The following is a 12,520-nucleotide window of genomic DNA, read 5'->3' as shown; positions in this document are numbered from 1 at the left end:
AAAAGGAGTTCAAGGCTTTTATCCTTGAACTCCTTTTTGTTAAGCAATATGGATATGATATGTTTTTAACCATTCATTTACTTGTAGCATATACTCCATGGCACTTCTTGCTTCAAAATTGTTAATCTCTTTATTACTTTGATCAGCAATTGAAAGTAAGATGGAATGATTAATAAGTGAGAAAATAGGATTGTTTTTATTGTTACACATATCAAGTGTTAAATTACGGATTGTTTGTAAGTAGTGTGGATCTTGTGAAGTTGGATAAGCGCTTTTTCTTCTATTGCGTACATCGTCAGGTAAAGCTGGTTGTAGTGCTCTACGTAAAATGCCTTTTTCGATATTATCAATACTTTTTATGTTGAAAGGAACATTCCATAAATATTCAACTAATCTATAATCGCAAAACGGTACACGAACTTCAAATCCAACAGCCATACTCATACGATCTTTACGGTCAAGTAAGAAAGGAAGGAATCTTGTTAAAAATAAATAAAACATTTGACGTTGTTTCGCGGATTTTTTACTTTCGCCTTCAAGAGTAGGTACTTCAAGTATCGCTTCTTGGAATCGTGTATCAATATAGTCTTCTAGATTACATTGGTTACTTACTTCATTTAGTAGAAGAGGAGATGTATTTTTCCAATTTGTTAGCCAAGGAAACTTATCTACATATAGTAGTTCTTCTTGATGAAACCAAGGATATCCACCGAATACTTCATCAGCTGATTCGCCGGATAAAGCTACGGTCGCATCTTTTTTCATTTCGCAAAATAGTAAATATAGTGAAGTTTCCATTTCACCAGCACTCGGTAAATCTTTCGCATGAAGGGGAACGAATAAGTGATTTGCTAATTCTTCAGCATTCACAATAATATCATGATGCGCTGTCCCTACATGTTCAGAAACGCGTTTTACCCAAGGTGCGTCTAAACCAGTGCGAGCAAATGTCAGTTCGAAATCTTTTGCGCTATTTACAAAGTCAACAGAATACGTATGAAGTGTTTTATTTTCAGCAGCAAATTCTTTACCCGCAAGTGCAGTAATACCGCTAGAGTCTAATCCGCCTGATAACATACAAACGAGAGGAACATCGGCAATTAATTGTCTTTTTACTGTATCTTGTAAAATAGATAAAATATGCGAAGATGTATCTTCTATAGAGTCTGTATGGAACTTACTTTCTAAATTCCAATACTTAGTAACTACTTTTTTATGACGTGTAAATGTTATAGAATGTCCAGCACGTACTTCTTGAATATGTTTAAAGACGCCACATCCTGGAGTGCGAAATAAGCCTAATCCAAATATTTCATTTATTCCATTCGCATCAATTTCAGCAGGGACAGATGGATGCGCTAATAATGCTTTAATTTCAGAGCCGAAAATAATACTGCCATTTCTTTCTGTAAAAAAGAGTGGTTTTACACCTAAATGATCTCGTGCTAAAAACAATTGTTGCTTCTGATCATCCCATAAGGCAAAAGCGAAAATTCCGTTTAAATGTCGTACGCAGTCTTCTTTCCATTCTAAATAAGCATGTAGTAATACTTCTGTATCTGAATGGGTTTCAAATGCATGCCCACATTTTTGAAGCTGCTCTCTCAGTTCACGGAAATTATAAATTTCTCCATTATAAGTAAGAGCATACGTATAATCACCAGCACGAAATGTTTTTGGCTGCGTTCCTCCTTTAGGATCTATTACGATTAATCGGCGGTGTGCAAAAGCTGCGCGAGGTGAAAACCAAAATCCTTCAGCGTCCGGACCACGATGCTGAATACTATTTGCCATCTTTTTTAAAATAACATGTTGATTTGAAAGGTCTTCTTTCCAATCTACCCAACCTGTAATTCCACACATAAATATCTCATCTCCTAATTTAAAATAGTAGATTAACGAAATAAAATGTACACCAAGTTAAAGGATGACTATATAAATAGTGTACTACATGAATCAAATTGTAGACTTGAGAAAATTTTCTTTGAACGCATAGTTATCTGAGACAATGGCTAAGGAAAAGTATTCCATTACATATAAAAAATAAAAAAGATGAGAGAAAAAATTTTCTCAGACGTTATATAGGGTGTAAAAGCTTTTACAAAACAATAAGGGGAATCGCTACATGAAATCAAATGAGAAAAATTTTATAAAGAGATTACAGCGGCAAAAAGAAGACGCGTTAGAATTTGTTGTCGATACATACTTACCACTCATAAAAGGAATCACGCATAAAGTTCTTCTTCCAGTTCAAAATGATGGACTCATAGAGGAATGTGTAAATGATATTTTCCTATCCATTTGGAATAACGCAAATAAATTTCATGGAGAGCCGAGTGATTTTAAAAAATGGATTGCAGCGATTGCGAAGTTTAAAGCAATTGATTATTACCGGAAATCGACTAAAACAGTAGAAATCATTTCAGATGAGTTTCATATCAGTACAGAAAAATCAGCGGAAGACGAATTAATCGTTATGGAAGATAGGGAAGAATTATTGAAGCTCATTAATCAATTAGAACCGCTAGATCAAAAGGTGTTCATTATGAAATATTTATTTGGTATGAAGACAGAGGAAATAGGTGACCAGTTAGGATTAACTCGGGCAGCAATTGATAATCGAGTGTACCGGGGGAAAAAGAAACTACAACAAAATGCTACGAATATTAGTTTTGGAGGTAGTGTAATATGAAAGACATTTATGAACTATTAAATGATATTGATATAGATGAAAAAGAACTAGAGGAAATTGAGACTTCTGAAATCGAAAAGGAAAAAGTAAAACGAAATGTAAAACAATCGATACGTACGAAGAAAAAGATGAAAAGTTGGAAAAAAGGTGTCGCTGCTGCATCTATTTTAGTAGGATTATCAGTTGCAACACTCGGTATCGGATTTCCTACATATGCTGGGGGATTGCCAATTGTAGGTGACATATTCCGATTTTTAGATAATGGTAGAACAGGGTTATATGAAAACTCTAAAGCTGACGCAGGGAAGATAATGGAGCCTCATTATAATTATAAACAATACGCTACAGTACTAAATATGACAAAAGAAAGCAAGGGAATAAAGATAACGATTAATGATGCGATTTTTGATGGGAAGACAATATCAATAAACTATTCTATAGAAAGTAACAGAGATTTAGGCGAGAATCCAAGTACGTTGGATTTTTTAACTATTAAAGGAGCAGGTGCCCAATCAGGTAGCAATAAAATTACTAAAGTCGCAGATAGAAAATATACAGGTTTAATCAAAACAAGTAGCGATCTAGTTGGTAGTAAAGAAACTATAGTAAATGTTGAATGGATTGTACAAAGTATAGCCATTTTAGAAACTGAAGAAGAGATAAAAGGGGATTGGAATTTTAATATTAATCTAAAAGGAATAGAAAATAAAGAGCAATTGATTGGAGGTAGTACAGAAAAAGATGGTGTCAAAGTAAATATGGAGAGAATGGAAATAACACCAATTTCGTTTATTCTATACTACAACCAAGAAGTATCTCAAGAGATAAGGGGTGTATGGGATGGAGTAGATGTCGATTTAGAAGTGAGAGATGATTTAGGTAATCAGTATTATGGAGAAGGAAATGGAGGTTCAGGTGAAGATTCTTATAATTTTAATTGGAGTAAAACATTCCAACAACTTAATGAGAATGCTACTAAGTTAATAATAACACCTCACGTTAATTTAAGAATCCACACTTCTGAAAATTATGAATCGGTAACAATAGTTGAAGGACAAGTAAAGGAGCGTTTTGTACCTCGAAGACTGGGAGGCAATCAGGCTATTGTGTTAGATAATATTGTAATCGACTTAAAGAAATAAAAGAAAGACTGCCTAAAACCATTAGGCAGTCTTTTTTACATCAATAACTAGTTACGAGTAACGCATGCGGATGCTGCGTTTTATACTCATCTTTCCACGGAATGTTTAGTTGTTCCCACGATTCGCCGCTATCATTGGATTGAAAGACGCCATTGTTATTTAACGTGTAGAACGTATGTGGTTCGGCTTCGTTTGTCGCAAACATCGAAATGACTGTACCGATTGCAGATGGTAATCCTTGTTGTACTTGCTGGAACGGAGTATCTTTCGTTTTTCGATAAATATAAGATTCATAAGGGATACGATGATGAGCGAGATCAGCACTTGGCGCAGCAGAAACGAGAATCGTATCACAATCAGCTGGATCGATAGCCATGCTGTATAAATAATGATGTTCAAGTCCTGCACTACATGAGATCCAGCTATTTCCATTGTTATAACTCTCAAGATAAGCACGATCAGGTCCGCCCATAAATCCGTCACCACATGATGCATAAAGGCGATTTGGTGCTTCAGGGTGCATAAGTAATTGATGAGCATCGATAGGAGCACCGAATTTTTTATCAATCCATGTATGCCCTTTATCGTTACTTTGAATAACAGCACCAGCTTCGATTGAAACGTGTATTGTATTAGGGTTGTTTGGGTCAACTGTAATCCAGCGTACGTGATGGGTAAAAGGTCTAGGCGGAAATGCCCACGTATAAGAAGATAATAATGATTTCATATTTTTAAGTTCAGTCCACGTTTCACCACCATTTTCAGAGCGAAATAAAGCGCTTGGTTCTGTGCCGACATAAACGACACCATATCCGTTAACTTGTTCATTTGAGCTTATTGTTATGGAAGTGATAGAGGAGTGCAAAATACCATCTTCTTTAGGGAAATCAAAGTAACGATAAGAATCTCCAATTGGTCTCCATGAATCCCCACTATCGTCACTTAACCATAGACCTCGTCCAAATGTTCCGCAATATACACGGTTTGGGTGGAACGGATCAACAGCGATACAGGTAGGTTGCATATTTTGTAAGTGATAAGTCGTTTCATAGTTATCATTGTGTTCTTTCACTACAACAAGTTCACGTTCCATACAGAGAAATAAACGTTTCATTTAAGTAACCTCCTTAAAAATTCTTTCATTAGTAAACAATATGAAAATAAAAAAGAAGTAGTCTTGTTTTATTTGAGAAAAAGGGATTGTTTAAAAAATAGCGAAGTGTGTATACAGAGGAAGCGGGCGTTTACAATCAGTCAATTCGGGATAAAGATGGGGAGTTTGTTTCATACTAACATACAGATATTGTACTTAAAGGAGTATAAGTATGGGACATTCGCATGATCATGGTCATTCAAAAAATAAAAAGGCGTTACTAATTGCCTTCCTACTAACAACAAGTTTTATGATTGCAGAAGTTATTGGTGGATTTGTAACAAATAGCTTAGCACTACTATCTGACGCGGGGCATATGCTAAGTGATGCAGTATCTTTAGCTTTAAGTTTACTTGCGTTTAAGCTCGGAGAAAAAACAGCAACAACTGTGAAAACATATGGATATAAGCGAGTCGAAATGTTAGCAGCATTATGTAACGGTGTCGTTCTTATTGTCATTTCGGTATACATTTTTATTGAAGCAACCCGTCGTTTTAAAGAACCAGTTGAGATTGCTAGTAATGGGATGCTCATTATTGCAGTCCTTGGTCTGCTTATTAATATTTTATCAGCCTGGATATTAATGAGAGGCGGAGATGTGAAAGGTAATTTGAATTTAAGAAGTGCTTTCCTGCACGTACTAGGCGATCTATTGGGTTCCGTCGGAGCGATCATTGCTGCATTACTTATTAAATTTTTCGGATGGACTGCTGCAGATGCGATTGCTAGTATTCTTGTGTCTATTTTAGTCATTATTAGTGGATGGCGTGTAACACGTGATACGGTTCATATATTAATGGAAGGTGCACCACAGCACATAAATGTTGAAGAGGTAAAAAATACATTATTAAATATTCCGATTGTAAAAGAAGTTCATGATTTGCACATATGGTCTGTCACATCAGATTTTCAAGTATTAACATGTCATCTTATTATTAAAGGGAATGAAACGCAAAGTGTATTAAAAGAGGCTACGTATGTATTAAAGGAGAAATTTCATGTAGAACATGTCACCATTCAAGTAGAAATAGATGGTGAATTTAATCATGATGAGACAACTTGCAAAGTATGAAAGAAAAAGGATAAGAAAAAGTGTCATAACATTTTTCGCACGGCATACATATATATAATGTGGCCACAAATACTTTGCAAGGTAAATATTTCATGAAATTACTTTACTTATAAAGAGTCATCTTTTATAATCAGAAGTGGTAATTGATAAAGATTATCATTTTCAATGATCGTAGAAAGGAGTTTTTTAAAAGATGAGTAGTCAACTCCGTTTTGCTGTTGAAAATCGTAAGAGGCATTTAATTGATGAGTTAATTGGAGCAGGTGTGTTTAAGATTCGCGACCGACAATTATACGAGCTGTCTTTAGAGGAATTGGAAAAAGAGTACGAAGATATGGAAGATTATGCAAATATCCAGGCATAGCTATATAGATTAGTAAAAGGAGAACTGGTTACGATTTTGTGTAACCAGCTCTCCTTTTATTTCGTAGAAATTATTTTTTGTATTTCTTTCATGGGACGGAGCCAGTTTTGGGTCATTATTTGTTCCATTTGTTTTTCGTCCTGCTTCTGTAATGCTTGAATGATAGAGTGATGTTCTTCAATAGATTGACTTGCTGGAACAAAGTTTTGGAAAAACAAATATTCAAGACGTAAAACGTGAAGTTGCATATTTTCTAGAAAGGGTTCAATATATTGGTTTTTAGCAATAGAAGAAATTGTATTGTGGAATTGTATATCTAATTCTAAAGCTTGTTTTGCGTTTTTTTTCTCTATAGATTGCTGAAAATGCTCATTTATTTCAGAAAGTAGTTGAATATCAGCGTCTGTAATGTTTTGAAGAGCTTGCTTTCCTATAATAGAGTGAAGACCAGCCATCGTTTCATAAATGATAGATACGTCGTCTAACTTAATAGGAGCAATTTTCGTTTTTTGCCCTGGTACCATTTCCACTAATCCAGAAAGCTCTAATATTTGAAGTGCTTCTCTTACAGGTGTTCTGCTTACTCCTAGTGCCTCAGCCAATTCCCCATCATTAATTTTTTCATTGGGCTTCAGTACACCTTCAATAATCCAATTTTGTAGTTGATTTAAAACGAGTGATTTTGCTGAAACTCTTCCTGGTTTTTTATAATTTTGAGGGACAGGCATAGTGAATTCAATCCTTTCATTGTATATTTTCCTTTTTTACATGAACAAGCTTTAATTTTTGTTTCCCTTCATCCGGCTTTTGGCTTAAGATGAGCACCATTACAATGACACAAAAAGCGCCTAATAACTGAAAAGATTGAAATGGCACTTGCAATATAAGTACAGAAGAAATAATAGCTGCGAGTGGTTCTGTGCAACCAAATAATGTTGTTTCTTTCGGAGTCAGGTATCGTATGCTGTCTAAGTATAAATAAAAGGCAATAAGTGTCCCGAAAATGACGACAAATGTGATGAGCGGTAGGGTACTTAGTTTTACATATTTCATAGTTGATAATAAAATGAATTCGTTTGTAGAAGTAAAGTGTACAATCGTTACACCAATACCCCCAATAATCATGCCCCATCCAACGATAACGGAGGAAGACCATTTTTCTAACAATTCCTTTGAATATAAACTATAAAAAGCGAGAGATAATCCAGATAAAATCCCCCAAATAATAGCTGGTGTAGAAACAGCCAAGTTATGAACAGACCCGTTTGTTAGTAAGAGAAAAGTACCTACTAATGAAAGGGTAATTGAAATGAAATCAATTTTTGATGGACGAACGTTCCATTTGAAAAGTAAGTATACAGTGATGAATATAGGAGCTAAATATTGTAATAATGTTGCCACGGCAGCATTTCCTTCTTTAATTGAAGCGAAATACGTATACTGTACAGCAAGCATACCGAATAGACCAAACAAAATCATTTTAATAGCATCAGATTTTTGTTTCCAAATGCCAAATATCTCTTTTTTTCTCGTTCCGAATGAGGAAATAATGAGCAAAATAATTCCAGATATAAGTAAACGGATCGTAACTAACCATTCGGTTGAAACATTGTCATATTGAAAAAGTTGTTGTGCAGCTGTTCCAGACAAGCCCCATAAACAAGCACCGATTATGACCATAATGATTCCTTTTAAACGATTCGAATCCATAATGTATAGAGTCCTCCTTTCAAGAAATATATCGTATACAATATGCAATATATCATGAAAAGAATTAAAAATAAACTGAAATTTCTTACTTAATGTAAAGTTGTTATTCAAATTAAAGATGTTTGTTAGATCAGAGAACGATAAAATAGAAAGGCTTCCGTTTACAGAAGCCTTTCTATTTTGAATTATGAAGTGTAAGTAAAAGCTGGAATAGGATCAATAAATGTATTCCAGTTTTGTCTCATTTCTTTTTCTGTTAATAGACAATCATCTAATGATTGTTCAATTAACGAACGGTTCATATCAATTCCAATAAATACGAGTTCGGTTATTCGATCTCCATATTGTTTATCCCAGTTTTTCAATACTTCTGGTTCTTCTGCAATCATTTGATTTCTTTCAGTTTCAGGTAATGCGGCTATCCATTCACCGGCTCCTTGAATTGTAATAGAGGAGCCTGCTTGAGATAGAAGCCCTATTATATTATTACGAGATGCCAGCCAGAAGAATCCTTTCGCTCTTACAACATCTAAAGGCCATTTTTCTAGCCAATTCATAAGGCGCTCGGGATGGAAAGGATATTTGCGGCGGTAAACAAAAGAAGTGATACCGTATTCTTCTGTTTCCGGTGTATGATGGTCACTGTTTAATTCTTGTATCCAGCCGGCCGATTGACTAGCTTCTTCATAATTAAATAGATTTGTGCTTAAAATTTCTTGTAATGGTACTTTGCTAAACGAAGATTCAAGAACTTTTGCATTAGGATTTAATTTTTTTAGTAAATGATGAAGCTCTATCACATCTTCTTTTTCTAGCAAATCTATCTTATTAAGAATAATTACGTTTGCAAACTCAATTTGATCTATTAATAAATCAATAACTTCCCGTGTGTCATTCTCATCGATTGCTTGTTTTCGGTCTAATAAACTTTCTCCATCTGCAAAATCATCCCAAAATCTATTTGCATCTACAACTGTAACCATCGTATCGAGGCGACAATTTTTCGTTAAATCAATGGTAAGAACTTCGTCTGTATAAGTAAACGTTTGAGCAACTGGAATAGGCTCACTTATACCAGAAGATTCAATAATAATATAGTCAATATCACCATTTTCCACAAGACGATTCACTTCTATCATTAAATCTTCTCGTAGTGTACAACAAATACAGCCATTTTGAATTTCTACTAGTTTTTCCTCCGTACGTGAAAAACCACCCTTTTTTATAAGAGATGCATCAATGTTTACTTCGCTCATATCATTAACGATAACAGCTACTTTTAAGTTATTCTTATTAGTTAAAATGTGATGTAGTAAGGTAGTTTTTCCAGATCCTAAAAAACCACTTAATACAGTGATAGGTACTTTTTTCATGAAATGATCTCTCCTTTAAATCGTAATGATTACGTTTTATATTAAACGATGGGAAAAGAAAAATCAATAATAAATCATAATGATTACGATTTAAGAATAGAAATAGACTATAAAATTTGTGCTGTAGTATGAAGGATTTGGACAAGCACATGTTTACATATAAATAAAATGGAGGCGAGAAGCTTGGTCTTTAATAGAGTTTCAAAAGAATTAGTAGGCATAGCTCTTATCGCTATGTTTCTCTTTTTATTATTTTTTGTAGATTTTACAAGTCTAGTAAATTTGCACAAAAATATACCGCAGGAATGGCTGAATGTGAATACGGTATTTTTAAGTATCATTTTTGAAGCAATACCTTTTATTTTATTAGGGGTAATTGTTTCTTCATTTATTCAAGTGTTTGTGAAGGAAGATATGATTCAAAAAGTAATGCCGAAATCTCCAATTGTTGCAATGATTCCAGCAGTATTTGTGGGAGTTCTTTTTCCAATGTGTGAATGTGTCATTATACCAATTGTAAGAAGGCTCATTCAAAAGGGGTTACCACTTCATGTAGGCATTGTTATTTTACTGAGTGCACCCATTATGAATCCAGTTGTTCTTTTATCTACTGTATATGCGTTTCAAAAAAATGATTACGTTGTATATGCACGCTTTGGGATAACAATTCTAGTTGCTCTATTCATAGGTCTAATTGTGTATTATTGCTATCGCGAAAGAAATGTTTTAAAAGACGTAGAGGTTTCAGTTCAAACAAGCAAAAAAAAGAGTTGGAAAGATGTTATGAATCACACTGTAGATGAGTTTTTTGATACTGGTAAGTATTTATTGATAGGTGCTTTTTTAGCAAGTGTATTTCAAACGTTTTTTGATCGGAATGTACTGGATGTAGTAGCACATAACGAAGTAATTGCTCCCGTTATTATGATGGGGTTTGGTTATGTTTTATCAATTTGCTCTGCAGCCGATGCTTTTATAGCGGCATCTTTTGGACATGTCTTCTCAGTAAAGGCACTTCTCGCATTTCTTGTGTTTGGGCCTATGCTTGATATGAAAAATACGTTAATGCTATTTGCATATTTTCAAAAGAAATTTGTATTCATTTTGATGGGAATTGTCATTGTATCTGTGTATACCATCCTGCAAATCATAATGTTATAGGAGGTGAGAAAGAATGGAGAAAGAGGAGCAGAAGGCATATCATCGCTATATTCGTGGAATTATTTTAATTGGTTTAGCAATGCTCTTATTTAAACTACTTGTAACAGGGAATATTTATAATTTTATCGCTCCAAAAATGATTAAATTTACGTATATAGCTTTTGTAGTGATTTTACTTCTTGGTTCTTTACAAGTTTGGAGAGAAAAAGAGGGTGATTGTAATTGTTGTAAGCACCATACAGCATTAAAATCAGGGATAAAAAGTTTCTTTGTATATGTTTTATTTGTTGTTCCGATAGTTAGTGCTTTTCTCTTTGGAAGTGTAACAATTGATGGAAGTTTAGCAGGAAAAAGGGGTATGAATCAAAGTGTACAGGCGAGAAGTATGGAAGGTAACGAAAAAGAGGGGAAACAGGATGATTTTGATGGGCAAGAGGTATTCGATGATCCAGATGAAACATCAAATTTATCAACGACTTATGAAACGGAAGAGCAAGTAGTAAAATGTATGTTAGGACAACGAAAAATACAAGTAGAGGATAAGGATTATGTTCAAACAATGAGTATAATTGGTCAAAATGTAAAAGGATTTAAAGGGAAAGAAATTACATTCTCAGGGTTTATGTATAATGATAAGGATGTGACGGGTAATAAAGCGGTAGTGGCTCGATATGGCATAACTTGTTGTATTGCGGATGCATCAGTCTGGGGGATGATTGTTACGGGGAAAAATGTTGAAAATATTCCAGAAGAAACATGGGTGAAAATAACAGGATTATTAGATGAAACGACATATAAAGGAACAGTCTTTTCACTTGTAAAAGTAAACAAAATCGAGAAAATTAATAAGCCAACTGACCCATATGTATATGATGTTTTACCTCAATAGAAAAGAATAAATTCTTCATATTTTCATGAAATAGAATCATAATCATGGCGATAAAAAAATAAAGATAAGAGTAATTTGGTTTGTTAAAAATATGTGCAGAAGGAGTTATGCGATGAACTGGGTTACTCATAAACCATCATTTGAATTTGAAACATTTAGTCCTATTATTCGGTCACAATCTGCGTGGAGTGGACATTTAGATTTTGCATATGACTTAGTACGATTTGAAAAACCAGAAACTTTAGTCGAGCTAGGTACACATTTAGGAGCTTCCTTTTTTAGTTTTTGTCAGGGAGTAAAAGATGGAGGGTTATCGACTAAATGCTTTGCAGTAGATACTTGGGCTGGAGATGGGCACACAGGCCCATATGGAGAAGGGGTTTTTCAAATAGTAGAAAAAGTAGTGAGCGATAACTACCTTAATATAGGAAATTTAATTCGATCTACTTTTGATGATGCTGTAGACCGGTTTCAAGATGAAACGATAAATCTTTTGCATATTGATGGATATCATACGTATGAAGCTGTTTCTCACGATTATAACACCTGGCTGCCTAAAGTCGCGAAAAATGGTATTGTATTATTTCATGATATTGAAGTTAGAAGTGGTGATTTCGGCGTATATAAGTTTTGGGATGAGGTAAAAGCGAAGTACCCTCATTTTCAATTTGCGCATTCATATGGACTGGGAGTGTTATTTCCGAAGGGTTGTAGTGATAAGTTTGAGGAAATACTTAAAAATAAAGAAGAAATACAAAATATGTATAAATAAAGGTAGGGCATGCATCATTTTTATGATGTGTGTCCTATTTTTGCGTGGGAAATAATGGTGTGAATTAAAAAGTGAAGATAGTTGTAAAAAGTTTTGTTGCAGCAAATATTAAAAAAGTTAGTATGGGATTTTTCTTTGTAAATAAAGTGAAGCTTTAATACGTTCATGTCAGTCCGGGATGTTACAGTAGTT

Annotated in this window: 12 protein-coding genes; 7 read left to right on the top strand and 5 right to left on the bottom strand. The window is 34.3% G+C overall.

Annotated features, from left to right (window positions below; all coding sequences use genetic code 11):
- Positions 1 to 39: 39 nt before the first annotated feature.
- Positions 40 to 1,863, bottom strand: coding sequence for an asparagine synthase (glutamine-hydrolyzing) (gene asnB / locus AC0OM3_RS16085; RefSeq protein ID WP_000333946.1), 1,824 nt, complete (start codon positions 1,861 to 1,863; stop codon positions 40 to 42).
- Between the two features lie 262 nt (positions 1,864 to 2,125).
- On the opposite strand from asnB, the gene AC0OM3_RS16080 reads away from it, so the two are divergent.
- Together AC0OM3_RS16080 and AC0OM3_RS16075 are read left to right on the top strand one after the other, a co-directional pair.
- Positions 2,126 to 2,692, top strand: coding sequence for a sigma-70 family RNA polymerase sigma factor (locus AC0OM3_RS16080; protein ID WP_061883981.1), 567 nt, complete (start codon positions 2,126 to 2,128; stop codon positions 2,690 to 2,692).
- Positions 2,689 to 3,834 (top strand): DUF4179 domain-containing protein, encoded by a 1,146-nt coding sequence (locus AC0OM3_RS16075; protein ID WP_474212382.1) that lies wholly within the window; start codon positions 2,689 to 2,691, stop codon positions 3,832 to 3,834. Before AC0OM3_RS16080 ends, AC0OM3_RS16075 begins: the two co-directional genes overlap by 4 nt.
- A 40-nt stretch (positions 3,835 to 3,874) precedes the next feature.
- Here AC0OM3_RS16075 and AC0OM3_RS16070 read toward each other — a convergent pair whose 3' ends face one another.
- A complete protein-coding gene (locus tag AC0OM3_RS16070; protein WP_474212380.1) occupies positions 3,875 to 4,948 on the bottom strand; it encodes a WD40/YVTN/BNR-like repeat-containing protein in 1,074 nt (357 codons plus the stop codon).
- Between the two features lie 211 nt (positions 4,949 to 5,159).
- Between AC0OM3_RS16070 and AC0OM3_RS16065 the strand changes: the two genes are divergently transcribed.
- The gene (locus AC0OM3_RS16065; RefSeq protein ID WP_474212379.1) at positions 5,160 to 6,059 is read left to right on the top strand and encodes a cation diffusion facilitator family transporter; all 900 of its coding nucleotides are present in this window, start codon (positions 5,160 to 5,162) and stop codon (positions 6,057 to 6,059) included.
- 193 nt (positions 6,060 to 6,252) lie between these two features.
- Positions 6,253 to 6,423 carry a Fur-regulated basic protein FbpA gene (fbpA, locus tag AC0OM3_RS16060; RefSeq protein WP_000098302.1) on the top strand — a complete coding sequence of 57 codons (171 nt, stop codon included), beginning with the start codon at positions 6,253 to 6,255 and terminating at the stop codon, positions 6,421 to 6,423.
- A gap of 56 nt (positions 6,424 to 6,479) precedes the next feature.
- Here fbpA and AC0OM3_RS16055 read toward each other — a convergent pair whose 3' ends face one another.
- The 3 genes from AC0OM3_RS16055 to AC0OM3_RS16045 all read right to left on the bottom strand — a co-directional run bounded on the left by AC0OM3_RS16055 (position 6,480) and on the right by AC0OM3_RS16045 (position 9,506).
- Positions 6,480 to 7,151, bottom strand: coding sequence for a GntR family transcriptional regulator (locus AC0OM3_RS16055; RefSeq protein WP_001145065.1), 672 nt, complete (start codon positions 7,149 to 7,151; stop codon positions 6,480 to 6,482).
- 16 nt (positions 7,152 to 7,167) lie between these two features.
- A complete protein-coding gene (locus AC0OM3_RS16050) occupies positions 7,168 to 8,133 on the bottom strand; it encodes a DMT family transporter (protein ID WP_074594585.1) in 966 nt (321 codons plus the stop codon).
- A 185-nt stretch (positions 8,134 to 8,318) separates the two neighbouring features.
- Positions 8,319 to 9,506 (bottom strand): GTP-binding protein, encoded by a 1,188-nt coding sequence (locus AC0OM3_RS16045; protein ID WP_474212376.1) that lies wholly within the window; start codon positions 9,504 to 9,506, stop codon positions 8,319 to 8,321.
- Between the two features lie 168 nt (positions 9,507 to 9,674).
- Here AC0OM3_RS16045 and AC0OM3_RS16040 point away from each other — a divergent pair, with 168 nt between their 5' ends.
- The 3 genes from AC0OM3_RS16040 (at position 9,675) to AC0OM3_RS16030 (ending at position 12,328) form a co-directional block, all read left to right on the top strand.
- Positions 9,675 to 10,667: a permease gene (locus AC0OM3_RS16040; protein WP_474212374.1), complete on the top strand. Its 993-nt coding sequence runs from the start codon at positions 9,675 to 9,677 to the stop codon at positions 10,665 to 10,667.
- A gap of 13 nt (positions 10,668 to 10,680) precedes the next feature.
- Positions 10,681 to 11,556: a TIGR03943 family putative permease subunit gene (locus tag AC0OM3_RS16035; RefSeq protein ID WP_474212373.1), complete on the top strand. Its 876-nt coding sequence runs from the start codon at positions 10,681 to 10,683 to the stop codon at positions 11,554 to 11,556.
- Positions 11,557 to 11,668: 112 nt separating this feature from the next.
- A complete protein-coding gene (locus AC0OM3_RS16030; protein ID WP_001104670.1) occupies positions 11,669 to 12,328 on the top strand; it encodes a class I SAM-dependent methyltransferase in 660 nt (219 codons plus the stop codon).
- The last annotated feature ends 192 nt before the right edge of the window (positions 12,329 to 12,520 follow it).

The organism is Bacillus sp. FAU20 (assembly GCF_056033865.1).
Note: the sequence above shows the minus strand (reverse complement) of the source record. Positions and strands in the feature narration are given on the sequence as shown.